The organism is Prosthecobacter sp., from assembly GCF_044226605.1.
In the GTDB taxonomy this organism is placed as follows: Bacteria; Verrucomicrobiota; Verrucomicrobiia; order Verrucomicrobiales; family Verrucomicrobiaceae; genus Prosthecobacter.
The window spans coordinates 180,595-204,428 of the sequence record NZ_JBGAGS010000008.1 but is presented as its reverse complement, the minus strand read 5'-3'; the positions used below and the strand labels follow the sequence as shown (position 1 = coordinate 204,428).

Below are 23,834 nucleotides of genomic sequence, written 5' to 3'. Positions count from 1 at the left end.
ATCAATAGCGTCGGAGTTTGCCGCTCGCAGTCAGCGGCAGTTCGGAAACAAAAGTGTAGAACAGGGGCACCTTGTAGGCGGAGAGCCGCTCCTGGCAAAGCTTTCTCAGCTCAATCACCTTCGGCGGGGCATCGGCATCTTGCGGAATGATCTCCGCCGCCGGCATCGCCCCCAGCGCCGGGTGGGCCCGCCCGGAGACACGAGCCGCCTTCACGCCCGCATGGCTGCACAGCACCGCCTCCACCTCTTCCGGAAAGCATTTCAAGCCGCCCACATTGATCACGCTGCGCACCCGCCCTCGCAGGTAAAAGCACCCGTCATCATCCTGTTCGGCGATGTCTCCCGTGGCAAACCACCCGTCCCGCAGCACCGACTCTCGCGGCTGCCACGGCGTCAGGTACGCATCAAACACCCCCGGCCCCCGCAGCATTAGCTCCCCATCCTCAAGCTTCACCTCAAACGCCGGCAGCGGCTGACCAATGGAAGTCGGCTTCTCCTTCGCATGCTTTAAATTCAGAATCGGCAGCCCCGCCTCGATAATGCCCATGCCCTGCGTCAAGTGAAGCCCCGTCTTGCTCGCAAACAGCTCCGCCACCTCGTTCGTCAGCGCAAACGCCGTCGAAACCGCCAGCCTCAGCCCTCCCAGCTCCGCCGCATTCGGCTGCCCCGAGAGCATCGTGTAATGATACGGCGAGCCATACATCACCGTCGCCCCATGCGCCTGCATCATCTCCAGCATCACCTTCGGATCACTCGCCGGCGCCAGGATCGTCGTCGCTCCATGATAGAGATACAGCACAATCGAAACCGCAAAGTGATGCGCCATCGGCAGCACCCACAGCACCCGATCCTCCGGCCCAATTTTGAGTCCCTCATTCGCCGCCGTGATCCGTCCCAGCAGCGTCTCATGCGAAATCACAATCCCCTTCGAAGCCCCCGTCGTCCCGCTGCTGAACCGAATGAACGCCGGATTCAGCGCATTCAGCGCCGCCTCATCAAACGCCGCCGCTCCATCCTTTACTACCGCCTCCACTCGCAGCTCCGGCCCATGCACGATCGCATCCAGCGCCGTCGCCTTCGCCAACTGCACCCGCTCGCTCGCCGTCAGCTCATTCGGGATCGGCACAAAGCACGCGTCCTGCTGCAAAATCGCCAGCGCCACCACAATGTAGTCCGCTCCGCTCGGCGCATCCAGCCCGATGCGCGGCCTCTCCTTCTTCGGCCAGTTCGCATCCTCCTTCAGCCTCCGCCCGCACTCCCTCATGCGCGCCTCCAGCTCACCAAACGTCAGCTGCAGTTCCGGACTCACCACCGCGGAATGCGTGGCCGTGCTTCGTTCAAAGATCAGATCAACAATGTTCACTTCGCTTGTTCAAGTTGGTTCAAAACCTCACACACTCGCGGCGCGAGAGTCGCGGTATCCTGCTCATCAAACGTGGCCGCAATCCCCACCGCCTGTCCAGTCGCCAGCGCCGTCCCCATCACCCGCGTACTCGCCTGCGCCCGATGCGTCGCCGAGATGCACCGCCCCGCCACAAACACATTCTTCAAATCACGCGCCCGCAGCGCCCCCAGCGAAATCCCGCACGCCTTCGCCTCCTTCGGATACAGCAGCCTCGGCCCACGCGCCGTCTCCCGCAGCTCCATCGGCCATGTCGCATTCGCCACCGCATGCACATCCCTCCGGCTCTCCAGAATGTCCTCCTCCGTCACCGTCATCTCTCCCACCCACCTCCGGCTCTCACGCACCCCAGCTCTCACCGGCAGCGTCGTGATCCTCGCCTTTCCAAAACCCTCCAGGCTCTCCCTCAAATAATCCACAATCGCATACGTCACCTCACGTCCCTGCATCTCAGTCAGCGTCAGCCCCTCCACATCCATCGCATCCCTCGGCAGATCCAGCGTCAGGAAAACTTCGTTCAAACCCACCCCTCCACGAAAGTGCGCCCCCGCCGCTTCCCCCGGCAACTTCCTCTCCTTGATCGCCCTCGCCAGACATCCCGCAATCTTCAGCGGCCCATCCCCCGTCAGCGCCTCGCCATCCACATCCCCGATCCCCACAATGTAAGCCGGACGTTGCAGCTCATGCGTCGGCGTCTGCTCCCATGGGTGCCCCGTCAGTGCCGCCACCACCGCATCCCCGCTCGCATCCACCATCATCCGCGGTCTCACTTTCCACACCGCCCCCCGGCATTGCAGCGTCACTTCCAAAATCCGGTCCCCCGCCACCTCACATCCGGTCACCTCAGTATGTAAACAAACCTTAAGTTTTTGCTGAATCCGACACACAACATCGAGAAACAGCGCGAGCTTTTGCGGCTGATGCATCAGCACATCCACCCGCCCCATCCTCATCGGACCATGCCCAATCCCCCGCGCCAGCAGCTCCCGTTCAAACTCCACCGGCAGCCCCGGGTTCGCCACCCTCGGCGCCGCATCCGCCGTCACCGGCAGGTCATACAGTCCGCAGAACGAATGCACCAGCGAAGCCGTTCCCGCACCGCCCAGCATTCCATGCCGTTCCACCAGCAGCGTCTCCTTGCCACCACGTGCAGCCGCCAGCGCCGCCGCCACGCCTGCGCTGCCTCCACCGATGATGAGCACGTCCGGATTCATCGTCGCATCATTCACCTAGAAGATCAGAACGCCAGCGCTCCCTCACGAGTTCCGTCTCAGCTTCGCTCAGGCACGTATCCAGGTAGCTCAAGGTCACCGTAAGCTGCTCCCGGCACTCACTCACAAACACCCCGCTCCCCGGCGGCGCATTCACCGTCGGCATGTGGATCGCATTCACAATCTCCCCTCCGCAGAAAGTCGTCATGCCCTCCCCAAAATTCCCCGTATAGGCATGGTAGCAGGACGCTATTTCCCCCCGTTGCGCCAGTCTGACCATATCCAGCATGGTTTTCCCCGGCATGCGCCGCGTCAGCAGTTGCAGCGAGTTGAAGGACAAGTGCCTCTTCAGCTTCAGATGTTCCATGTGCTGCTTCATCAAGACCCTGCTTGCCATTCCAAGATCCTTCAGGTCGTCATCCTTCAGAATGAAAAAGAACATCGACATGTGATTCTGAAAAATCGCCGTCTTTCCCGCCCCATCCTTCGGCCGCTGCTGCACCGGCATCGTCACCGCATAGGACAGATTGCTGCATCCGCGCGCATGAAACACCGCCTGATGGCATCTCGCGGCAAGTCCCGCATAAAAAAACGTCCTCATCATGTCCCCGCCGATCTTCCCCAGCGAGGCTCTTACCCGGGCCGTCTCCTCCTTGGAAAACGTCTCCCACAGGCAGCAGCGCCTTCCGCTCACCACCTTGCCACGGCTTGCCGAAACAAACGGTTCCACTCCCAGTGCCATGAGGTGCCTTCCGCAGCTCTCACTTTCCTGAAACAGCTTCCACCACGGCTTGTCATTCTTCACCACCGGCTGCTTTGGCGAGGCCGCCTGCGGATTCTGCCACAGCTCATCCATGTGTTTGAACAGCAGTTCCACTCCCGTGCCATCCAGCAGCAGGTGGGACCAGTTCATCAGGATCGACCACGTCTCATCACTCGTCCGCACCACATCCAGCCGCACATGAGGTGGTCCCAGGGAGCTTCGTGCATGTCCCTGCATTCTCTTGCCACGCAGTTCAGAGATCGACTCAATCACCGACTCTTTCCCTTCCACACCCCGCACCCGATGAAACTCAATCGGAATGCCCACCGCCTCTCCTGAGCACTCCCAATACGGCACCCCAAACAACCCGTCCTTGCACAGAGTGGCATGAAGCAGCGGCATCCGCTTCGGCAGTTCCGCCGCCAGCCAGCGCAGGCGTTCTTCATCCGGCCGTCCGCTCACCTGAATCTCGCTCAAAGCATCCAGCCCACGTCCGTCCGCGGACCGTGCCAGGTAGTCCAAGGCTACGACGAAGCCGTCGGTGCCCGAAATGGGAAACTGGGGGATCACCGGGGTGCTCATGCCGCCACCGCTTGTCCCATCACCAGCGCCGTCATCGCCTGCCCGCTGCGGAAATTCGCGCGACTCAGTTCCGTCGGTTCCACTTTCTTTCCATAGCGTTCCTCCAGATACATCACCAGCTGCATCACCCCCATCGAGTCCAGCCCAGCCTCAAAGAAGTCAGACTCAGCACCAAAATCCTCCGGCAGATCCGGCAGGACCGTTTCACGTACAAGTTCAATCATGGCGCCCGGGGTGGTGTCAGGTGGAGACATGCAGCTCTATGACCTTAAGCGAACGAGAATGCAAATTCCCGCTTAAGGATACTCATGCCCCAGATTATCATCCGTGATGATCTTCGCCTCTCCCCAGGCGGCCTCCATGGCCGGTCGGCGGCACCAGTGCCACATGTCGCCGGGCACAGGCAGAGCCTCGCCGTTGAGGAATTCCAGCACGCCCTCAATCTGATCCGCCGCAACAACGGGTTTCCCGTCGATGCGATATTCTGCCAGGATTTTCTGCCATCGGTCACGGTCTGGTTCCAGAGGCGCATTGCTGGCCAGGCAGTGGTTCATGACCATCATTGTCTCTGGAAACACTTCCATGCCTGTCCTTGCAGCGCGTGGCGACTCCGTGCAGTTCCAGAAGGCGATGCCATCCGGCGTGAGGTGCGCTTTGACCTCCGTCAAAAACTCCCGCGAAAGCAGCGCCGAAGCAAACTCGCGCCAATGATGCGTGGTATTCATCACAATAGCGTCAAAACGCGCCTCAGGGTGTTGCCGCAACCATCGCCGACCGTCATCGATTACCAGTTCCAGCTTCGGATTGCTCAGCAGACTGGCCACCTCCGGCCGTGCGCGAATAAGATCCAGATACCCATGGCTCAGCTCAATGGCCGTGACCTTCTTCACCTGCGGATGACTGACTAAAATCTGCGTCCACGATCCACTGGCCACTCCGATAACCAGCACATTCTCAATGCGCTCCCGCACCGCCGAAAGAAAATACGGACGCACCAGCCACGCCTTCGGCTCCAGCCGCGTGCCGATCATTCCGTCATACGCCCCATTCCCATAGACCGCATTGCTCGTGTCCACCGTGATGACCCCATGGCGTGACTCAATCGTCTGCGCAAAGCGCATGCCTCCTTTGAATTCATGCTTGTACTGCAGATGCTCGTAAAGCCATACGAACGAACCCACGAAAAGCCCGGTGGCAGCGAAGACTTTGGCGGCCAGTACGCGAAATTCTCCACGCGGCGCGATGTTTCTGATCCATAGCAAGGAAACGAAAAGAAGCGCATAGCTGAGCAAATGGAGGCTCATCCACTCCATGAATAGAAACCCCGTGAGCAGACTGCCCGCGCCCGAGCCGATGATATTGGCCAGGTACAACCAGGAAAGCTGCCTGCCGGTGTCGTTGCCCGGAGGAATAGCCGCATGACAGAGCAGGGGAAAGGTGAGGCCGATCAATGCCCCGGCAATGACGACGAAGAGATACCCCAGCTCCCACGAAAGGTAACATGCCGCCTCCGCCGTCAGCGGAGCCACCAGGAAACCTCCCACGCTCGAAACTGCCACCCAGCGCGCCAGTTTTCCACGCAGTTCACCCGCTTGCCTCAGCACGCGCGGACTGAGCAGCGAGCCAAGCGCCAGTCCCAGCAGGTAACTACCTAACATGTAGCCAAACACGGGGGCCTTGGAAGCACTGGCGAAATTGAACACACGCGACCAGATGATCTCCCACGACAGCGCCAAAAATCCAGAAAGTGCCGACCATTGCAAAGCCGTGCGAAAAGGAATCTCGCATGCCGTCGTAACCTCTGCTACCACCGCAGCCGGAGCCTCGGCAGCAGGCTTTCTCAAGATCAGCAGCACAACCAGCGCCGCCGTGGCATTCAAACAGGCCGCGATGCGGGTGGTGCCGCTCATGCCAAAGCTGCCGAGCAGCCAGTGTGCCGCGATGTAGGCGCCGAGCGCTGCGCCGAGCGTGTTCACAAAATACAGCCTGCTCACACTTTCTCCCACATGCGCCGTATCGCGCACTTGATGGGCTACGAGTAGTGGCAGGGTTGCCCCCATGAGCAGTGTGGGCAGAAACACCAGGAGGAAAACGAGCGCACCGGTGGTCAAACCGTGCGATTGCGCGGAAGTCAGCGCGCCCACGGCATCAAACAGCTTCAGGGATATAAGGCCGTAGGCCCCCACGCCAAGCTCCGCGAGGCCAAACAGCAGCACCAGCGGTGCACGGGCAAATTTTGAAATCCACCCGCCTGCGATGCTGCCGATGCCAAGCCCCGCTAAAAACGCCGCCACCACCATCGCCACGGATTCGACGTTGCTTCCATAGATCGTCAGCAGCGCACGCTGCCACACGAGCTGGTAAATCAGCGCCGAAATGCCAGAAAGGATGAAAACGCCATGCAGAACCATGGCGTGAAGGCGGCGGGACATGAGAGTGAGATCACTCGAAGCCGTTGGCGCGCAGGAACTTCAGGCTCTGTGGAATCTGCTCCATTGAGGTAGAGGATTCGTCTTCGATGAAGTAGTGCTTGATGCCATTCTTGCGCGCAGCAGCGAAGATCGCAGCCCAGTCCATCTGGCCGCTGCCGAGAACGACATCGTTTTCCACGTCGGTCTTGCCCGTCAGGAAGCCGGTGGCCACGCCTTTTTTGAGGTCCTTGAGGTGCATGAGCTTCCAGCGGCCGCTGTATTTTTCCAAAAGCTTCACCGGATCCTGGCCGGGGAAGACGATCCACAGAATGTCCATCTGCATGGAGACGAATTCAGGCTTGGTCTCCTTCAGGAAGAGGTCCAGCAGTGTGCCGTCGCCATAAGGCTCAAATTCGAACCCGTGCGCATGGTAAAACATCGTGATGCCTTCCTTGGCGAGGGCTTCACCCGCTTTGTTGAAGACGGCGATGGCATCCCGGCACTCCGCTTCGTCAAAGCTGTCCTTGTGGTCGATCCAAGCGCAACCCGCATATTTGAGGCCCAGCGTCTTCGCTTCCTTCACCACGTTGTCGAGATCGTTCTTGTAACGTGCGTAAGGGAAGTGGCTGCTCACCGCCTTCAGCTCGCGCTTCTCCAGCTCGGCTTTAAACTGTTCGGCGGTCAGATCGTAGGTGCCGGCAAGCTCCACTTCCTTGATGCCGAACTGCTTCACCTGATCCAGCGTCCAGGCCACCCCACGCAGCTTGAACTGGCTGCGCAGACTGTAGAGCTGCAAACCGGCGGCGTTAGGGGCATCAGCGGCGAAGATAGGAGTCGCGAGCGTGAGGGCGAGAAGGAGGGAGGTGAATTTCATGAGTGAAGGGGCGGATTGTTGAAGAAAGGCAGGGTGGATGTCACGCAAGAAGTTCACACCCGGCGGATCGCAGCGGCGAAGGCGCCGTCCATTTGATCTTCGGGAGGGAAGCTGTGGCGGGTGGTGAGGAGTTCGTAGCCTGGGGTTGATTCGAGGACTGCGGCGACAAGCTGTTCGTTTTCGGCGGGTTCGATGCTGCAGGTGCTGTAAACGAGGATGCCGCCGGGCTTGAGGACGCGGAGGCAGTTTTTGAGCAGGAGCGTCTGGGTTTCCACCTGGGCGGTGATGTCGGCGGGTTCCAGGCGCCAGCGGACGTCCACGCGGCGGCGCATGACGCCGGTGTTGGAGCAGGGGACATCGAGGAGGATGCGGTCGAAGCCGGCTTTGGCGAAGGCGGGGATTTCTGGATCGGCCCAGTCGTGCTGCTCGATGTGGGTGTTTGCCACGTGAAGGCGGTGGAGATTTCCTTCCAGGCGGCGCAGGCGGCCGGGGGCGACATCGCAGGCGATGATCTCACCGGTGTTTTCCATGAGCTGCGCCAGCAGAGCGGTCTTGCCACCGGGGGCGGCGCAGGCATCGAGCACACGCTGGCCGGGCTGCGGGGCCAGCAGACGAGGGGCCACGGCGGTGCTGGGGTCCTGCATGTAAACTTTTCCGACGCTCAAATCTTCCCGCGGCAGGCTCTCGCAGACGATGAAGTCGTCCGTCGTTTCGGTGAGCTGCGGGTAGAGGTGATTGACGCGGGCGCAAATGGGAGCTGGGATTTGATTCCACTCGCAAAGGGCGGTGGTTTTGGCTTCGCCGTAGAGGCTGAGCCAGTGCTCGATGAGCCATTTCGGGTGCGAGGTGCGGGTCTCCAGCGGAAGCGTGGGCACCATGGCCAGCAACTCTTCGGATTCCCGGCAGGCGCGACGGAGCACGGCATTGATGAGGCTGCGCGCACGGCCTGTGGCGGCCACGGTTTCATTCACGGCGGCGTATTCTGAAACCTTGAGAATCAACACCTGGCAGAGGCCGATGCGCAGGCCCCAGCGACTGCGGTGGTCGAGGTGCTTGCCGTCGGTGATGAGGTCGATCCAGTGGTCCAGCAGGGAGAGATTGCGCAGGGTGGTGAGGACGATGTCGCGCAAAAAGGCGGTGTCCGGCGTGCTGAGCTGGTTCTCACGCTGGATGTAGTCCATGAGGTCCGCGGCAAAGCGTTCGCCTTTGGCCCACTCGCCCAAAACATCCAGCGCCATGCCTCTGATGGGGACGGCGGGAGGGCGGGAAGGGGAGGACTGGCGTGGGTGGCTCATGAGTGTGCACGACTAAGGCGGCACGGCGCGGGACACAAGCCGCCCTTTCTCTGCGGTGGGAGGAATGATTGACAAACTTCCCGCCCCCGCCTTTATAGTTGGCCCCCCGCCATTTTCACCCGCCCAACCACCCCAGACCATGGATTTTATCGCCAAGAACATCGCCGAAGTAGCTCCTTCAATGACCCTGTCCATCACCGCCCAGGCGAAGGCGCTCAAGAAGCAGGGCGTGGACGTGCTGAGCTTCGGAGCCGGCGAACCCGACTTTGACACTCCGGCTCCCATCATTGAGGCCGCCACCAAGGCACTGACCAGCGGCAAAACCCGCTACACCGAAAGCGCCGGCATCCTGGAACTCCGCGAGGCCATCGCCGCCAAGCTGATGGTGGACAACAACGTCCAGTATGAGCCCTCCCAGATTAGCGTGAACTGCGGTGCCAAGCACTCCTGCTACAACGCCATCCTCGCCTGCGTGAATCCTGGCGACGAAGTCATCATCCCTGCTCCTTACTGGACCAGCTATCCTGAGATGGTGCGCATCGTCGGCGGCATCCCGGTGATCGTGGAAACGAAGCGCGAAAACGGCTGGAAGCTCACTCCAGATGAATTTGAGGACGCCATGTCCCCGATGACGAAGATGATCATCCTGAACACTCCCGGCAATCCGACCGGCTCCATCTACTCCAAGGATGAGCTGAAGGCTCTGGCCGAGATCGCCGTGGGCGAGGGCATCGTGATCCTTTCCGACGAAATCTATGAAAAGCTGGTCTATGGCGGCCACGAGCACGTGAGCATCGCCTCCCTGAGCAAGGAGATCTACGACCACACCATCACCATCAACGGCTTCTCCAAGGCATACGCCATGACCGGCTGGCGCCTGGGCTACACCGCAGCTCCGAAGAAGATCGCCGACGCGATCGACACGATCCAGAGCCACACCACCAGCAATCCGACCAGCTTCGCCCAATACGGCGCCCTGGCCGCCCTGCAGATGGACCAGCAGATCGTGAGCGACATGCGCGATGAGTTCGACGTGCGCCGCCAGTACATGCTGGGCCGCCTGAACAACATCAAGAACATCCGTGTGGTGGAGCCGATGGGTGCCTTCTACTTCCTGGTGGACATCGAGCCTACCCAGATCAAGAGCGTGAACTTCTGCGAGAAGCTGCTGAGCAAGCAGAAGGTAGCGATCGTCCCCGGCGTGGCCTTCGGTGCGGAGCACACCGTGCGCTTCAGCTACGCCACCGGTCTGGACGTGATCAATGCCGGCATGGACCGCTTCGAAGAGTTCTGCAATCAGCACTAATTTAGGCCAACTACGGCAACCCTCCGCAAATTAACCGCAAACCGAACACGATCATGGGCATCTACAACAACATCGTCGAAACCGTGGGCAAAACACCGCTGGTGAAGCTCAACAAAGTCACTGCCGGCCTCAATGCCACCGTCGCTTTGAAGTGCGAGTTCTTCAATCCGCTGGGCAGCGTGAAGGATCGTATCGGTGCTGCCATGATCGAAGACGCGGAGAAGCGCGGCATTTTGACCAAGGACACCGTCATTGTGGAGCCTACCAGCGGCAACACCGGCATCGCGCTCGCGTTTGTGGCTGCAGCGAAGGGCTACAAGCTCATCCTGACGATGCCTGAGACGATGTCTCTGGAACGCCGCACGCTGCTCGCGCTGCTCGGCGCTGAACTCGTGCTCACCCCAGGTGCTCAGGGCATGAAGGGTGCGATCGCCAAGGCCACGGAGATCGTCTCCACCACGCCGAATGCCTGGATGCCGCAGCAGTTTGAAAATCCTGCGAATCCTGCCATCCACTCGAAGACCACTGCTGAAGAACTTTGGGCAGACACGGACGGCAAGATCGACATTCTCGTGGCCGCTGTGGGCACGGGTGGCACCATCACTGGCGTGACGGAAGTGCTCAAGCCACGCAAGCCAAGCTTCACCGCCATCGCTGTGGAACCCGAGGCGTCCCCAGTCATCAGCCAGACCCTGGCCGGACAGCCCGTGCAACCCGGACCGCACAAGATTCAAGGCACTGGTGCTGGATTCGTCCCCACCAACCTGCATCTCAAGGACAGCGCTGGCAATCCGCAGATCACCGAGTGCATCAAGATCAGCAACGACGCCGCCTTTGCCATGGCACGCCGCCTGGCCAAGGAAGAAGGCATTCTCGTCGGGATCAGCACCGGAGCCAACGTCCTTGCCGCCATTGAAGTGGCCAAGCGTCCTGAAAACGCCGGCAAGCTGATCGTCACCGTCGCCTGCTCCACGGGCGAGCGCTATCTCTCCACTGCGCTGGCCGATGAAGCCCGCGCCCAGGTGGGAGCGTAAGCCAAGCTTCGCCATGACGGGCTAAGAACTGACGAAGGAAGCCAGCAAACACCCAAACCAGAGCGTGTAGCCGGCTTCCTTTTCCGTTATTTTCCAGACCTGCCGACCCTTTCGATTTCAATCCTCCCTCTTTTATGTCTCAATTTGATTCCGCATCCCAAGAGCTTCCATCCACAGGCATGGAAAAGTTCATTGAGGACAACTTCCGCAAGCTCGTCTGGGTCTTCATTCTCGTGGTGGTCGCACTGATAGCGGGTGCCTTTATCCATCTTCAAAACAAGGCCAAGGCCAATGAGGCTTCCGAAGCCTTCACAAGCGCCAAGACTGTGGATGACTGCGATCTGGTGATCTCGCGTTATCCTGGCACCAATGCCGCGGCCAATGCACTGCTGCTCAAGGCTGACCTGCTGTGGGACCAAAACAAGAAGTCCTCCGCCGTGGAAGCCCTCAGAGAATTTACCACCAAGGATTCCGGCAACCCGCTGGCTGTCTATGCTCTGCTGGGCCTGGGTACCAAGCTGGATGCCATGGGGGAAAGCAAGGAGGCGAAGACCGTTTTTGAACGTGTGGTCAATGAATTTGCCTCCAGTGAAGCCGCTCCCCTGGCGCAGGTGCGTCTGGGAGACTTGCTCTGGGCTCAGGGCAAGTCCGAAGAGGCCAAGAAGGCGTATGAGGACGTTGCTGTGAAGTTCCCGGACCTTCCGGAGTTCCAGACCATCAGTCAGAGCCGCCTCGGGTGGATCGCGGCGGCCCTGCCGACCAAAGAAGTTGATCCTCCACCGGCTCCCAAAGTGGAGCCCAAGCCTGCAGCGCCAGCCGTCCCGGGCGTGCCGAATCTGAAGCTGAATTCTCCCGGTGGCGGCATTGGTGCCACGATCAATCCTCCTGGTGCGCCTCCCATCCCAGCCATGATCACTCCTCCTGGTGCTCCCGCTCCTGCGGTGACCACACCTGCAGTGCCTGCTCCTGCGCCGACGCCTCCGCCTGTGCCAGCACCCGGAGCGAGCACCCCGGCGCCGGCTCCCGCCCCTCCCACACCGCCGCTTGTGCCGGCCCCGCTGCCGCTGACCCCAGCCCCTGCTCCGGCCCCGGCTTCGAATCCCCCAGCGGCAGCACCTGCTCCCGCTCCGACTCCTGTGCCTGCCGTGCCGACTTCGCCGTCAGCGCCAAGTGCTGAAACCCCGGCTCCTGCAGCGCCTACGCCAGCACCGGTGAAGCCCTGATCGTCCCGTTTGTGAACGGGGACTGTGAGGGACCATTCTTGTGGTCCCTTTCATTTTCATCTCGCCACAGCCTTTCTGAAGCGGGGATCGCGATGATCCCTTCGGGTATGATGCTCGCTGCCGCGATCTTATGATGTCGCAAGAACCCACTCGCGGATCGCGTCGATGACCTCTTCGCGCTGCGCTTCGGTGAGTTCTCCATAGATCGGAATGCTGAGCACCTCGCTGGCGACGCGGTGTGAGACCTCGCAGCCGGAGAGAGAGGTGGTGGGCAGATCCGCAAAACAGGTCTGCTGATCGAGTGTGACGGGGTAATAGATGTCACAGCCAATTTTTTTGGCGACGAGATGATCGCGCAGGGAGTCGCGCTGACTGGAGAGCACACGGATGGTGAACTGGTTCCAGATATGCTCGTTGTGCTCGTAACTGACGGGCAGGATGATTTTGGCGTGCTGGGTGGTCAGCCAGGTGTCCTGGGTGCTGACGCATTTGCAGTGTTCCGGATTGGCCTGAACCACGCCGGGGATCTTGGACAGGGCCTCGATGTAATGGGCGGCATTGCGCTGGCGGTCTGCGGTGTATTGGGCGTAGCGTTTCACTTTCACGCTCAGCAGGGCACACTGCAGCGTGTCCATGCGGAAATTGCCACCGACGTAGTGGTGGTAGTATTTGGGCTTGCCACCGTGCACGCGCAGCACGCGGGCGTATTCGGCCAGTGCGTCATCATTGGTGACGAGCATGCCGCCGTCGCCAAAACCGCCGAGGTTTTTGCTGGGGAAGAAGCTGTAAGTGCCGAAGTCGCCCAAGGTACCGCTGCTGGTGCCGCGGTATTTGGCGCCGATGGATTGCGCGGCGTCTTCGATGACTTTGAGGCCGTGTTCCTTGGCCAGGGCCAGGATGGGGATCATGTCCGCGCACTGGCCGAAGAGATGCACGGGAATGATGGCGCGCGTTTTCGCGGTGATCTTTTTCCGTGCGTCGTTCACGTCCATGTTGAAGCAGACGGGGCAGACGTCGGTGAAGACCGGGATGGCGCCGAGGCGTGAGACGGCGCCTGCGGTGGCGAAGAAGGTGAAGGCGGGGCAGAGGACCTCATCACCAGCTTTGATGTCGAGCGCCATGAGCGCCAGCAGCAGGGCATCCGTGCCGGAGGAGACTGACAGCGCGTGCTTTACACCGACCATCGCGGCGATCTCGGCTTCGAACGTCTCCATCTCCGGCCCCATGATGAACCTTCCGTGATGCAGCACCTGGGTGAAGGCGGCCTGGAGTTCGGATTCGAGGGGGTGGTTCTGGGCGTTGACGTCGAGGAGTGGGACGGGCATGGCGGCTGGAAATAACGAAGGCGGAATGATGAATGACGAATGGCCGCCGTGCCAGCGATTCCTTATTCGCCGAGCTTTGGCCAGCCGCCGACGTCGTTTTGGGAGCGGACGACGGGGAGGAATGTTTTTTCCCGCACGCTGGTGATGACGCGCTGATCCACTGCGTCCCGCTTGTGGGAGCAGCCGGCGCTTTCCAGGACGCCGCGCAGGACTTCGTCGGCGCTTTGCGGTGGGATGGGGGTGGGGGAGGTGAAGACGGGGTGCTCCTGGATCTGCTGCAAGGCGGCGTCTTTGAGCTTTTCGCGGCCTTTGGTGTCGCTGAGCTGAATTTGAGCGCGGTCGCTGGCAAAGGCGCGCACATTTTCATGCACCTCGTGTTTCATCACGGCTTCGATGGCGGGCTTTTTCGGGTCGCCGAGATAGACGTTGCCGATGAACTGGAAGGCGTAGCCTTTGGGTGTGGCTTCGTCCTTGTGGTTCTCGATGCCTGTGGTGTAGCGTGAGCCGGAGCGCTCGTAGTTGAACATCACGTTATTGATGGCTTCCATCTGCACGGCGTAGTCATCGCCCTTGCGCATGTCATTGGCTTCAAACTGGGGGCCGCGCATGACATAGCGGGCGAAGAGGCAGTGATGCACGCTCATGGTGTCCGCGCTGGAATTGAAGCAGAAGGCGTGGTTGTCGCCGTAGGGGTGCAGCTCGGGATTGCTCAGCGGTTCGGCCAGGATGCACCACTGCACGGTGACATTCTGGCAATGCACGACGCTGAAAAGTTCATCGCAGCTCCAGGAGGTGGAGACGTGATCGATGATGGCGTCATGGCAACGTGAGAGGCCGATGCAGTCGAGTGCGTTTGAGTGCTCGGGGCGCTTGAGGTTGTGATCGCGGTTCTTGCGCTTCGTCGTTTCATCTCCCAGACGCACGCGGATGTAACGCACGATGATGTCGTGAGTGCGGTTGAACTCCAGGGAACCGCCACGCAGGCAGACGCCCATGCCGGGGGCATCGCTACCATCGATGGTGATGAACGGCTCGCTGATTTCGACTTCGTCTTGAAGCAGGATGGTTCCTGCCACTTTGAACTTCACGATGCGCGGCCCTTTCTGCAGCACAGCCCAGCGGAAGGAACCTTCGGGTGGATTTTTGAGGTCGTCGTCGAGACGGGTGACTTCGATGACCTTGCCGCCTTTGCCTCCTTTGGAGAAGGCGCCGAAGCCGGCGGCTTCAGGGAAGGCGAGTTCTGCGGCAGTGGCTGCGGAGAGAGTTAGGCCGATGAGGAGAGTGAAGAGGAGGCGCTGCATATTTTTGGATGAAGGGCTATTGATCCTAGGCCTTCCTGTTTTTCCAGTAATCGGGATGGCGGCGCTCGTGAGCAACGGCATTAACCCAGACATGGCCTGGCAGCTCTTCATAGATGATCAGATAAGGAAACCGAGCCAGGCGGAATGCTCGCTTGCTGGTGCCGCAGAAAAAGGCATGGCGGCTTGCGTTTTGTGCGATGGAATTTACTCCGATTTCGATGGCTGCTTCAAAGGCCGAGGCAGCCTTGAAGGAGCGTTCGGCATAGTATGCCACTGCGTCGTCCAGCTCCTGAATTGCTTCGGGGTGAAATACGACAGGCTTCATTCATCACAAATATTTCCGACGGATCTCGGCAAAAACTTCTGCTGAGGGGATTCCAATCACGGCTCCAGAATGAATCTCCTGCGATCTTCTCTCGATCTCTTGCACCCACGCTTGTTCATAAGCGGCATCAGGCTCCGCCAGCGTGTCATCAATCGAGTCAAACAGCCAGGTGGCCAGTTCGGCGCGGTCAGAAGCTTCCAGCGGTTCGAGAAGCGGGATGAGTTTGGCAGCCACAGCCGTCATAAGACTGTAAGGATGATGGATTCCGTGGAATCGTCAAGGTCTCACATCCGCTCCGTCGTCTGAATGCCCAGGAGGCCGAGGCCGGTTTTGAGGACGCGGCTGGTGGCTTCGCAGAGGGTGAGGCGGGTGTTGCGGACGGTGCCTTCGGAACGCAGCACGTTGCAGGCTTCGTAGAAGCTGTGGTAGGTGTTTGCGAGTTCGTAGAGGTAGTTCGCCAGCAGGTTCGGACGATGGTCGTCGAGGATGTCGTGGGAGTTTTCGGCGAACTGGGCGAGCTTCATTGCGAGGGCGCGTTCGGCGGGTTCGGTGATGGCGAGGTCGTCGGTGAGTGTGACTGCGCCGTCGAGCTTGCGGAAGATGGCGCGGGTGCGGACGTAGGCGTTGATGAGGTAGGGGGCCGTGTTGCCCTGGAGGCTCAGCATTTTGTCCCAGCTGAACTTGTAGTCGGTGAGGCGGTTCTGGCTGAGTTCGGCGTATTTGACGGAGCCGCCGCCGATGATGCGGGCGATCTCGTCTTTTTCGGCGTCGGTGAGGCCTTGCTCTTTTTCATCGGCTGCGGCGCGTGAGCGCTCGATAGCTTCGTCGATGACTTCGAGGAGGCCGACGGTTTCGCCGCTGCGGGTTTTGAACATTTTGCCGTCCGGGCCGAGGATGCTGCCGAAGGCGATGTGGATCATCTTGGTAGTGATGCCGCGACGCTGGGCGGCGGCGAAGACCTGGCGGAAGTGAAGCTGCTGCGGTGCGCCAACGACGTACCAGATTTCATCGGCCTTCCACTCCTTGACGCGGTAGTCGATGGTGGCGAGATCGGTGGTGGCGTAGAGGAAGCCGCCGTCGCCTTTGCGGATGATGCAGGGGGCGGCCTTCCATTCGTCTTTTTCGCGAATGAGGAAGGGGTCGTTTTCGGGCTTCACGCTGCCATCGCTGAAGACGACGGTGGCGCCTTCGCTGATGGTGGCGATGCCCTGATTGAGCATGTCTGCCACGAGTGGAGCGAGAGCGTCATTGTAGAAGCTTTCGCCGAGGTAGTGGTCGAACTTGATGTCGAGAGCGCCGTAGACTTTTTCGAGCTGTTCGAGGGTGAGGCGCACACATTCCTTCCAGATGTCGAGGTTTTGAGTATCGCCTTGCTGCAGTTTCACGAGTTCGCCTTTGCAGGTCTCAAGGATAGATTCGTTTGCTTTGGCTTCGGCGTTCACGGCTTTGTAAACGCTGACCAACTCATGGATGGGGTCGGCTTTTAGCTTTTCATGATCGAGCTTGTTCTTCCAGCCATAAATGATCATGCCGAACTGGGTGCCCCAGTCGCCGACGTGGTTGTCGGTGATGACCTTGTGGCCGATGAAGCGGGCCATGCGGGCAAGAGAGTCGCCGATGAAGGTGCTCCTAATATGGCCCACGTGCATGGGCTTGGCGATGTTGGGCGCGGAGAAATCGACGACGATGGTTTTGGCTTTCTCCACCTGCGGGACGCCGACGTGGTCGTCTTTGACGATGACGGAGAGGCGCTGCGCGAGCGCGGGGGCGCTGAGGGTGAAATTGAGGAAGCCGGGGCCGTCCACGGTGGTCTTCTCGCACAGGTCTTCGACTTGAAGAGCGGTCTTGATCTGCTCGGCGAGGGCGCGGGGATTGGTCTTGAGCTGCTTGGCCAGGATCATCGCGGCATTGCTCTGGTAGTCGCCATAGCGGGTGTCTGAGGCGATGACCACACCGGGGGTGAAACCTTCGGGCAGGGCGATGCCTGCGGCAGTGAAGGCGGCTTGAAGACGGGACGTGAGAATGGCGCGAAACATGGGGGCGCGCATTTTGAATGCCGAATGGCGAAAGTCGAATGCGGAATTACACCCGGCGGACCTCGTCGGCGCTGGTCAGCGTGTGGCTGCTGCCATCGGGAAACTGGAGAATGAGGTGGCCTTCCTCATTTAGGTCGAGTACGCGGCCAAAGACTTCGCCCTGCGGAGCGCGGGCGCGGATCTGTCGGCCGATAAGCCAGCTACGCTCGCGGACTTCGGCGATGGCGGCGCTGAAATCGTCGTCGAGGCGTTGGAATTCGGTGTGAAGAGCAGCCAGCAGGCGGCTGGCGAGCGGGTTGCGGTCGATCTCGTGGAGCGAAGCCGGGGGCAGCTGTTTCAGCAGGGAGGCAGCGGACAGATCAGGCGGGAAGTCGAGGGTGTTGACGTTCAAGCCGATGCCCAGGACAAGCCGCATGCCTCCGGGGGCGGAGACCGTCTCTGCCAGCAGGCCGCTGACTTTGAGATCGCTGAGGTAGATGTCGTTGGGCCATTTGATGCGGGGCTGCAAGGGCAGCTCGGCTTCAATGGCTTTGCAGATGGCGAGGGCTGCGAGGGTGGTGATGCGCGGCCATTTCTCCATCGAGGCCGCGGGCTGCAGCAGCAGCGAGAACATCAAGTCTTTGCCGCGGGGGGCGAGCCAGCGGTTCTCGCGGCGGCCTCGGCCTGCGGTTTGGGATTCGGTGAAGACCACGGTGCCGACGGGGAGGGATGCTGCGTTTTGTTTGAGCCAGTCGCTGGTGGAGCCGACTTCATCCAATACGGTGATGTGCCATGGCAGGGCATCATCCTGCAAGGCGCTGGCATCGAGCGGGATCATGCGCGGATGCGGTGGGGATCGCTGGCTTCGCCGTGCTGATGGAGCTCGTCATGATCTCCCTGGCATTCGAGGTGAGTAGTGATGAGCACCGGATTTTCCACGCTGGCCTGCACGGCGGTTTCGATTTCCGTGGCGATGCGGTGGGCGTCCCGCAGCATGATGTCGTCAGGGAAGAGGAGATGGACTTCCACGTAGTGCATCTCTCCAGCATCGCGGTGGCGCAGGGCATGAAATTTGAGGCCGTGCTTCTCGGTCTCGCGGGTCAGCGCGGCATCGAGGATGGCATTGAGCCTGGCATCGGCCGTGTCCATGAGGCCGCCGACGCTCTGGCGCATGAGGCCGTAGCCGGTCCAGATGATATTGGCCGCCATGATGAGGCCGCAGATGGAGTCCCAGCTGTGCCAGCCCGTCAAAGCGACGAGGCCAAGGCCGATGATGGCGCCGAGACTGGTCCACACGTCCGTGAGCACATGCTTGCCATTGGACTCGAGGATCAGGGAGCCTTGTCTTTTCCCGGTGCGGACGAGATACACGCCGAGGGCGGCATTGATGGCGATGGTGAGCGCGGTGAGGGCGAGGCCTGCGTCCAGATTGGCAGGCGGCAGGTGCAGCAGGAGGCGGCGCACCGACTCGTAGATGATAAACAGCGCCGCGAGGATGATCAGCCCGCCCTCGAGGCCGGCGGAGAAGAAGGCGATCTTGCTGTGGCCGTAGGGGTGGTCGTCATCGGCGGGCTTGTGCAGAAGGCCGAGGCTGAAGCTGGCGAACATCACGGCGGCGACGTGAACGACGGACTCGGCGGCATCGCCGAGGATGGCCGCTGAGCCTGTGAGCACATACGCGCCCACTTTGAGCACGAGCATGAGAAACCCAATGGCGAGCGAGAGCCGCATGGCACGCGTGGCATCGGAGGTGGCGCTCATGAAAATCAGTGACGCAGCAGCATCTCGATGATCGCAGGCACATCGGCAAACGATTCGACGCAGCGCCAGGGATTGAGCGCGCTCAGCTCGGCATGGCTGTACTGACCCGTGGCGACGGCGAGGCATTTGGCGCCGAAGGCAGCGGCGCAGCGGATGTCCTTGGGCGTGTCTCCAATGACGATGACGTCGTCAATGTGGTAGGTGGTGCCGGTGGCCTCCTGCATGCGGCGCAAAGCCACGGGGCCGAGTTCGTTGCGGTCATGGTGATCGCTGCCGAAGCCGCCTTCGAGGAAGTGCTCGTAAATGCCGTGGCGGGAAAGCTTGATCACCGCGCCGCGGCGGACGTTGCCGGTGAGCAGGCCGATGTGAGCCTCGCTTTCACCGCGCAGGGCTTGCAGCAGTTCTTTCACGCCGGGGAGGGTGTAGCCGCTGAAGTCATCCGCCTGGAGGCGGCGCTGGAGGTGGGAAAGATAGCGCTCAAGGAAGGCGGTGACGTCCGCCGGAGTGTGAACCACGTTCATGTGGCCAAACACATCCATGGCGATGGCGGGATCGGTGGCACCTGCGAGATGGAGCGTGGGCAGCTGCTCGCGCTTGATGCCGAAGTGCTCTTCGGCGGCGTCAAGAATGGCTGCACCGCCAGCGCCATTGCTGTCAATGAGCGTGCCGTCGATGTCGAAAAGAAGCAGGCGTGCCATCTCAGTGTGGCTTGGGGGCTTCTGCAGGAGATGCGGGGGCGTGGGCGGCGGTGCCGGGATTGTTGGAGGGGGCGTATTTGGCCACCAGGACCGTGCCTACGATGGCCAACACGCAGCCGATGATGAACTGCGGCGGGAGCGATTTTTCCGGACGATGCAGGAGCATGGCCGTGACGGTGTTGACCAAGGGGGCACCGCCGAAAACGATGGGCATGACTGCTGCGGCAGCCGCGACGCCAAAGCCGCCGCCGCCTTTGATGATGGGAGTGGCCGCCGCACCGAGGGCGAGCACGAGGGTGAGAGCACCGAGCGCCCCGGCCATGCCTGCGATGAGGCTGAGCGGAATGCCGCTGCCCGTGTCGCCGGTGAAGCTCCAGTTGGTGCCGCGAGCCTTCAGCACCAGCGCCGTGACGATGCCGATGAGGGCGTAGGCAATGCAGACAAACAGGAAGGCCTTGAGGCTGGCATTCGGAGTCTCCGCGCCCATGGGCATCTTGGAGCGTGCAGCATGAAGAATGACGCCATAAACGCCCCAGGAGAGCACGGTGAGGAGGGCGTACATGAGCCAGGTCTGCATGATTTTAGATTTGGGTTGGGCGTTCACGATAAGGGTGGAGTGAGGAACAATGAATTGCCTGTGAAAAACGCCTGTCACAACGGCTTTGTTCACTTTTTGTATAGGCTCAGGCCCTGTCTCGGCCCTCGTGGCGCCGGGCGCTTTTACTTTCGATCCGGGCGCTTCAGCAGCTCCGGCGGCGCGGCTTCAATTTTGTCACGGAAGCGCTGAGGAATGACCACGGCCTTCATCTGGCCGGTGGTCTTGTCTTTGCGCACGCACGCGGCGGTGATGCGGCCTTCGGCGCACAGAGTGCCGTCCAGCTTCCAAAAGCGGATGAAATGGCGGATGACCTTGCTGCGAACTTCTTCCACCAGGAGTTCGCATTCAAACTCCTCCTCCACACGCAGCGGAGCCATGTAGTCGCAGGAAGCGTGGACGCGGGGCCAGCCGACGCGTTCTTCGCCTTCCACGGGCTTGTCGACAATGGAGAAGCCGAGGCTGCGGAAGAAGGCATGCTCCACGCGCTCCATGTAGCGGAAGAAATTGGAGAAATGGACGATGCCGGCCATGTCGGTGTCGGAGAACTGGACGCGTTCGATGCAGGTGAAGCGATGGGCCATGCTGGATAGTTGGATGCTAGATGCTGGATACTCAAACGAGTATCGGGGAGGATTAGATCTCTGGAGGTGGAAGGGCGGGGAGCATGAGGCGGCGGTTCATGCCGCCGAAGGGCTGGGTGGAGGCGGAGATGAGGGCGAGATTGTAACGGCGGAGCTGCAGCGGGTAGAGGCGGGCGTAGGTGGCGCGCAGACGCTGGCGAAGGGGTTCATTGGCAGCGGTGGGGGGAAGGGCGCGGACTTCGGCGCGGAGGAAATTCAGGCTTTGCAGGACATTGACATAACGAACGTCCTCGGGGCCTGAGGGGGTGATGTCGCTGAAGCCGTAATGGGCGATGACGAAGGTGTGGGCACCGCGCGGTCCTAGGAAGCGGGAGGCGCTGCGCTCGGGGCCGAAATCATCGTAGCTTAGTGTGAGCGACTGGCCGGGAAAAGCCCGGCTCAATCCGCCTGCCGCGCAGCCGGAGAGAAGCAGAAGCGGGAGCAGCAAGCACAGGAGTGTGGAGGGTTTCATGGCGATGGCCGGGTGGGAGGTCAATGAGCGAGGACGGCAAGATCGCAGCCCTGAGCCTCGCGCATTTTATGGGCGGCCTCGATGACGGCGTGCGCGGCGGCCTCGGCATCGGCCTTGGTGTTGAAGCGGCTGAAGGAAAAGCGCAAGGTGCAGGCGGCATCACGCGCACTGACGCCCATGGCTTCCAGGGCAGGGGAGGCGTGCAGCGCCCCGGTGTGGCAGGCGGAACCGGCAGAGCAGGCGATGCCAGCCTGATCCAGCAGGATGAGCATGCCAGCGGCGTCGATGTCAGGCAGGCAGAAGGAACTCGTCGTACTCAGGCGGTGCGCGGGACTGCCGTGGATGTGCATGCCCGGCAGCGCCGCATGGACCAAATGCTCAAAGCGATCGCGCAGGGCTTTGATCTTGGATTTGGTGCCATCTTCAAGATGCTGGCGGGCGAGTTCAGCGGCTTTGCCGAGAGCGACGATGCCTGGAACGTTTTCTGTGCCGCTGCGGCGTTCGCTTTCCTGACCTCCGCCGACGAGAAGCGGCGCGAAGCGCGCGCGCTGGCTGATGTAGAGCGCACCGATGCCTTTGGGCGCGTGCATTTTGTGCCCGCTCATGCTGAGGAAATCGACGGGCGTGGCTTTGACATCGAGGTGGATTTTTCCTGCCGCCTGAACGGCATCTGTATGCACCAGCGCACCGGCTGCGTGGGCCAGCGCGACAATCTCATGCATGGGGGCAAGCACACCGGTTTCGTTGTTGGCCCACATGATGGAGATCAGTGCGGTAACGCCGGGGCGCAGGAGCGAGCGCAGCGCCGTTAGATCGACACGCCCGTTTGGGTGCACCGGAGCGGTCACGACCTCGCCGCCTTGGGCCTGCCAGCGACGTGCGGATTCGAGTACGGCGGCGTGCTCCGTACCGGTGATGATGAGCACGGGTTTCTCCGGCCAGAGGGCGCGGACGGAGGCGTGCACGGCATTGATGGCTTCGGTGCCGCCGCTGGTAAAAGTGATCTCGCCGGCACGTGCGCCCAGGAGGGCGGCGACCTGGGCGCGGGCCTGCTCGATGGCACGGCGCACCCTGCGCCCGGCGGCATAGCTGGCGGCGGGGTTTGCATACTGCTCGCGCAGGAACGGCAGCATGGCCTCCAGCACGGCTGGATCGACCGGCGAGGTGGCGTTGGCGTCGAGGTAGATCACGCCCGGAAGGTCGGACTACGTTTTCACCTGTCAATGATCCTTCGGGCTCTCGAGGGCGTCAGGGCGGCTGCTTTCGGCAGGCCGTTTTTGGCGCTCTCAATGTCCCTTCCGGCACTCGACAAGCCGCGCAGTCCCGCTAACCTCCCCTCCCCTATGCTCGACATCCGCCTCATTCGTGACAATCCAGATCAGGTCAAACAACGCCTCGCCAACCGCCATGGCGACTTCGCGTCCGTGGTGGATGAGGTGCTGTCTATTGACACCCAGCGCCGTGCCGCCGAGACGGAACGCCAGAAGCTGCAGGGTGACCGCAACCGCATCAGCAAGGAGATCGGCATTGCCAAAAAGAACGGCCAGGACACCAGCGCCATTGAGGCGGAGGTGCGGGGCATCGGCAGCCGCATTGAAGAGATCGGCCGTGAAGCCGATGCGGCAGATGTCCGCCAGCGGGACCTTCTCCTGAGCCTGCCCAATCTGCCGCATGAGGCCTGCCCCGTGGGCAGCACGGCGGAGGAAAACCCTGAAGTGCGTGTGTGGGGCACCAAGCCCGAATACGCTTTCCAGCCAAAGGACCATACCGTGCTCGGCGCGGCGCTCGGCATGATCGATTTTGAAGCGGGTGCCAAGATCTCCGGCAGCGCCTTTGTGGTGTATCGCGGCGCAGGCGCACGGCTTGAGCGCGCCTTGATCAGCTTCCTGCTGGACCTGCACACGACGCAGCATGGCTATGAGGAAATCAGCCCGCCGCTGCTGGTGAAGTCCGAGTGTCTGGTAGGCACGGGCCAGCTGCCGAAATTTGGCGATCAGGTCTACCACAGCGCCACGGATGATTTGTACCTCATTCCAACTGCGGAGGTGCCGGTGACGAATTTGCATCGCGATGAAATCCTGCCGCTGGAAAAGCTGCCGGTGAACTACGCTGCCTACACGCCCTGCTTCCGCCGTGAGGCCGGCAGCGCGGGCCTCGGCACACGCGGCCTGATCCGCATGCACCAGTTTGACAAGGTGGAGCTGGTCAAAATCACCACGCCGGAGACGAGCATGGCCGAGCTGGAAAGCCTGACCGCGAACGCGGAGAAGGTGCTGCAGCTTCTGGGCCTGCACTACCGCGTGATCGAGTTGTGCACGGGAGACATCGGCTTCGGCTCGGCCAAGACCTATGACATCGAAGTCTGGGCGCCGGGGCAGGGGACCTACCTTGAAGTGTCCAGCTGCTCCAATTTTGGCGACTACCAGGCGCGCCGCATGAACCTGCGCTACAAGGATGAAAACGGCAAAAACCGCATCCCGCACACGCTGAACGGCTCCGGCACGGCGCTGGCGCGTTTGTTTGTGGCCCTCGTCGAAACGTACCAGCAGGCAGATGGAAGCATTCGGATTCCAGAAGCGCTGAGGGGCCACTTCGCGGCTGAGAAAATCGGCTGACGC

Annotated in this window: 23 protein-coding genes; 4 read left to right on the top strand and 19 right to left on the bottom strand. The window is 61.2% G+C overall.

The window, feature by feature from the left end:
- Position 1 precedes the first annotated feature (1 nt).
- The 7 genes from ACILSO_RS12905 to ACILSO_RS12875 are packed head-to-tail and all read right to left on the bottom strand — an operon-like array spanning position 2 to position 8,538.
- Positions 2-1,363, bottom strand: coding sequence for a class I adenylate-forming enzyme family protein (locus ACILSO_RS12905; protein ID WP_395737828.1), 1,362 nt, complete (start codon positions 1,361-1,363; stop codon positions 2-4).
- Positions 1,360-2,616 carry an FAD-dependent oxidoreductase gene (locus tag ACILSO_RS12900; protein WP_395737827.1) on the bottom strand — a complete coding sequence of 419 codons (1,257 nt, stop codon included), beginning with the start codon at positions 2,614-2,616 and terminating at the stop codon, positions 1,360-1,362. Before ACILSO_RS12900 ends, ACILSO_RS12905 begins: the two co-directional genes overlap by 4 nt.
- Before the next feature lie 7 nt (positions 2,617-2,623).
- On the bottom strand, positions 2,624-3,958 hold the full coding sequence (locus ACILSO_RS12895; RefSeq protein WP_395737826.1) for a hypothetical protein: 1,335 nt from the start codon (positions 3,956-3,958) through the stop codon (positions 2,624-2,626).
- Positions 3,955-4,212: an acyl carrier protein gene (locus tag ACILSO_RS12890; protein WP_395737825.1), complete on the bottom strand. Its 258-nt coding sequence runs from the start codon at positions 4,210-4,212 to the stop codon at positions 3,955-3,957. The genes ACILSO_RS12895 and ACILSO_RS12890 overlap by 4 nt, the downstream gene beginning before the upstream one ends.
- A gap of 42 nt (positions 4,213-4,254) precedes the next feature.
- The gene (locus ACILSO_RS12885; protein ID WP_395737824.1) at positions 4,255-6,390 is read right to left on the bottom strand and encodes a fused MFS/spermidine synthase; all 2,136 of its coding nucleotides are present in this window, start codon (positions 6,388-6,390) and stop codon (positions 4,255-4,257) included.
- A gap of 10 nt (positions 6,391-6,400) precedes the next feature.
- Positions 6,401-7,243, bottom strand: a complete 843-nt coding sequence (locus tag ACILSO_RS12880) for a sugar phosphate isomerase/epimerase family protein (RefSeq protein WP_395737823.1) — start codon at positions 7,241-7,243, stop codon at positions 6,401-6,403.
- A gap of 53 nt (positions 7,244-7,296) precedes the next feature.
- Positions 7,297-8,538 carry an RsmB/NOP family class I SAM-dependent RNA methyltransferase gene (locus tag ACILSO_RS12875; RefSeq protein WP_395737822.1) on the bottom strand — a complete coding sequence of 414 codons (1,242 nt, stop codon included), beginning with the start codon at positions 8,536-8,538 and terminating at the stop codon, positions 7,297-7,299.
- A 139-nt stretch (positions 8,539-8,677) separates the two neighbouring features.
- On the opposite strand from ACILSO_RS12875, the gene ACILSO_RS12870 reads away from it, so the two are divergent.
- The 3 genes from ACILSO_RS12870 (at position 8,678) to ACILSO_RS12860 (ending at position 12,101) form a co-directional block, all read left to right on the top strand.
- The gene (locus ACILSO_RS12870; protein WP_395737821.1) at positions 8,678-9,844 is read left to right on the top strand and encodes a pyridoxal phosphate-dependent aminotransferase; all 1,167 of its coding nucleotides are present in this window, start codon (positions 8,678-8,680) and stop codon (positions 9,842-9,844) included.
- Positions 9,845-9,897: 53 nt separating this feature from the next.
- Entirely contained in the window at positions 9,898-10,878 is a 981-nt protein-coding gene (cysK, locus tag ACILSO_RS12865) for a cysteine synthase A (protein WP_395737820.1), read from the top strand.
- 179 nt (positions 10,879-11,057) lie between these two features.
- Entirely contained in the window at positions 11,058-12,101 is a 1,044-nt protein-coding gene (locus tag ACILSO_RS12860) for a tol-pal system YbgF family protein (RefSeq protein ID WP_395737819.1), read from the top strand.
- 128 nt (positions 12,102-12,229) lie between these two features.
- Here the strand turns inward: ACILSO_RS12860 and ACILSO_RS12855 are convergent, their stop codons facing one another.
- From ACILSO_RS12855 to ACILSO_RS12800, 12 genes are all read right to left on the bottom strand, one after another.
- Positions 12,230-13,426 carry a DegT/DnrJ/EryC1/StrS family aminotransferase gene (locus ACILSO_RS12855; RefSeq protein WP_395737818.1) on the bottom strand — a complete coding sequence of 399 codons (1,197 nt, stop codon included), beginning with the start codon at positions 13,424-13,426 and terminating at the stop codon, positions 12,230-12,232.
- A gap of 62 nt (positions 13,427-13,488) precedes the next feature.
- Entirely contained in the window at positions 13,489-14,727 is a 1,239-nt protein-coding gene (locus ACILSO_RS12850; RefSeq protein ID WP_395737817.1) for a hypothetical protein, read from the bottom strand.
- A 25-nt stretch (positions 14,728-14,752) separates the two neighbouring features.
- Positions 14,753-15,052: a type II toxin-antitoxin system RelE/ParE family toxin gene (locus tag ACILSO_RS12845; protein WP_395737816.1), complete on the bottom strand. Its 300-nt coding sequence runs from the start codon at positions 15,050-15,052 to the stop codon at positions 14,753-14,755.
- Between the two features lie 3 nt (positions 15,053-15,055).
- Positions 15,056-15,286 (bottom strand): addiction module protein, encoded by a 231-nt coding sequence (locus ACILSO_RS12840; protein ID WP_395737815.1) that lies wholly within the window; start codon positions 15,284-15,286, stop codon positions 15,056-15,058.
- 50 nt (positions 15,287-15,336) lie between these two features.
- Entirely contained in the window at positions 15,337-17,088 is a 1,752-nt protein-coding gene (gene argS, locus ACILSO_RS12835) for an arginine--tRNA ligase (RefSeq protein ID WP_395737814.1), read from the bottom strand.
- A gap of 46 nt (positions 17,089-17,134) precedes the next feature.
- A complete protein-coding gene (locus ACILSO_RS12830) occupies positions 17,135-17,905 on the bottom strand; it encodes a biotin--[acetyl-CoA-carboxylase] ligase (protein WP_395737813.1) in 771 nt (256 codons plus the stop codon).
- Complete coding sequence (locus ACILSO_RS12825) at positions 17,902-18,828, bottom strand: cation diffusion facilitator family transporter (protein ID WP_395737812.1); 927 nt, start codon at positions 18,826-18,828, stop codon at positions 17,902-17,904. The genes ACILSO_RS12830 and ACILSO_RS12825 overlap by 4 nt, the downstream gene beginning before the upstream one ends.
- A 5-nt stretch (positions 18,829-18,833) precedes the next feature.
- The gene (locus ACILSO_RS12820) at positions 18,834-19,526 is read right to left on the bottom strand and encodes an HAD family hydrolase (protein ID WP_395737811.1); all 693 of its coding nucleotides are present in this window, start codon (positions 19,524-19,526) and stop codon (positions 18,834-18,836) included.
- A 1-nt stretch (position 19,527) separates the two neighbouring features.
- Positions 19,528-20,103, bottom strand: a complete 576-nt coding sequence (locus ACILSO_RS12815; RefSeq protein ID WP_395737810.1) for a hypothetical protein — start codon at positions 20,101-20,103, stop codon at positions 19,528-19,530.
- A gap of 143 nt (positions 20,104-20,246) precedes the next feature.
- Positions 20,247-20,705: an acyl-CoA thioesterase gene (locus ACILSO_RS12810; RefSeq protein ID WP_395737809.1), complete on the bottom strand. Its 459-nt coding sequence runs from the start codon at positions 20,703-20,705 to the stop codon at positions 20,247-20,249.
- Positions 20,706-20,757: 52 nt separating this feature from the next.
- Positions 20,758-21,216 carry a hypothetical protein gene (locus ACILSO_RS12805; RefSeq protein ID WP_395737808.1) on the bottom strand — a complete coding sequence of 153 codons (459 nt, stop codon included), beginning with the start codon at positions 21,214-21,216 and terminating at the stop codon, positions 20,758-20,760.
- Positions 21,217-21,236: 20 nt separating this feature from the next.
- Positions 21,237-22,406, bottom strand: coding sequence for a cysteine desulfurase family protein (locus ACILSO_RS12800; protein ID WP_395737807.1), 1,170 nt, complete (start codon positions 22,404-22,406; stop codon positions 21,237-21,239).
- Between the two features lie 153 nt (positions 22,407-22,559).
- Between ACILSO_RS12800 and serS the strand changes: the two genes are divergently transcribed.
- Positions 22,560-23,831 carry a serine--tRNA ligase gene (gene serS, locus ACILSO_RS12795; protein ID WP_395737806.1) on the top strand — a complete coding sequence of 424 codons (1,272 nt, stop codon included), beginning with the start codon at positions 22,560-22,562 and terminating at the stop codon, positions 23,829-23,831.
- Positions 23,832-23,834: the final 3 nt, after the last annotated feature.

Excerpts from the sequence above, each read along its gene's own strand:
- ACILSO_RS12900 (WP_395737827.1), bottom strand. The coding sequence starts at position 2,616 with ATGAATCCGGACGTGCTCATCATCGGTGGAGGCAGCGCAGGCGTGGCG.
- ACILSO_RS12895 (WP_395737826.1), bottom strand. The coding sequence starts at position 3,958 with ATGAGCACCCCGGTGATCCCCCAGTTTCCCATTTCGGGCACCGACGGC.
- ACILSO_RS12890 (WP_395737825.1), bottom strand. The coding sequence starts at position 4,212 with ATGTCTCCACCTGACACCACCCCGGGCGCCATGATTGAACTTGTACGT.
- ACILSO_RS12885 (WP_395737824.1), bottom strand. The coding sequence starts at position 6,390 with ATGTCCCGCCGCCTTCACGCCATGGTTCTGCATGGCGTTTTCATCCTT.
- ACILSO_RS12880 (WP_395737823.1), bottom strand. The coding sequence starts at position 7,243 with ATGAAATTCACCTCCCTCCTTCTCGCCCTCACGCTCGCGACTCCTATC.
- ACILSO_RS12875 (WP_395737822.1), bottom strand. The coding sequence starts at position 8,538 with ATGAGCCACCCACGCCAGTCCTCCCCTTCCCGCCCTCCCGCCGTCCCC.
- ACILSO_RS12870 (WP_395737821.1), top strand. The coding sequence starts at position 8,678 with ATGGATTTTATCGCCAAGAACATCGCCGAAGTAGCTCCTTCAATGACC.
- cysK (WP_395737820.1), top strand. The coding sequence starts at position 9,898 with ATGGGCATCTACAACAACATCGTCGAAACCGTGGGCAAAACACCGCTG.
- ACILSO_RS12860 (WP_395737819.1), top strand. The coding sequence starts at position 11,058 with ATGGAAAAGTTCATTGAGGACAACTTCCGCAAGCTCGTCTGGGTCTTC.
- ACILSO_RS12855 (WP_395737818.1), bottom strand. The coding sequence starts at position 13,426 with ATGCCCGTCCCACTCCTCGACGTCAACGCCCAGAACCACCCCCTCGAA.
- ACILSO_RS12850 (WP_395737817.1), bottom strand. The coding sequence starts at position 14,727 with ATGCAGCGCCTCCTCTTCACTCTCCTCATCGGCCTAACTCTCTCCGCA.
- ACILSO_RS12845 (WP_395737816.1), bottom strand. The coding sequence starts at position 15,052 with ATGAAGCCTGTCGTATTTCACCCCGAAGCAATTCAGGAGCTGGACGAC.
- argS (WP_395737814.1), bottom strand. The coding sequence starts at position 17,088 with ATGTTTCGCGCCATTCTCACGTCCCGTCTTCAAGCCGCCTTCACTGCC.
- ACILSO_RS12830 (WP_395737813.1), bottom strand. The coding sequence starts at position 17,905 with ATGATCCCGCTCGATGCCAGCGCCTTGCAGGATGATGCCCTGCCATGG.
- ACILSO_RS12825 (WP_395737812.1), bottom strand. The coding sequence starts at position 18,828 with ATGAGCGCCACCTCCGATGCCACGCGTGCCATGCGGCTCTCGCTCGCC.
- ACILSO_RS12820 (WP_395737811.1), bottom strand. The coding sequence starts at position 19,526 with ATGGCACGCCTGCTTCTTTTCGACATCGACGGCACGCTCATTGACAGC.
- ACILSO_RS12815 (WP_395737810.1), bottom strand. The coding sequence starts at position 20,103 with ATGCAGACCTGGCTCATGTACGCCCTCCTCACCGTGCTCTCCTGGGGC.
- ACILSO_RS12810 (WP_395737809.1), bottom strand. The coding sequence starts at position 20,705 with ATGGCCCATCGCTTCACCTGCATCGAACGCGTCCAGTTCTCCGACACC.
- ACILSO_RS12805 (WP_395737808.1), bottom strand. The coding sequence starts at position 21,216 with ATGAAACCCTCCACACTCCTGTGCTTGCTGCTCCCGCTTCTGCTTCTC.
- serS (WP_395737806.1), top strand. The coding sequence starts at position 22,560 with ATGCTCGACATCCGCCTCATTCGTGACAATCCAGATCAGGTCAAACAA.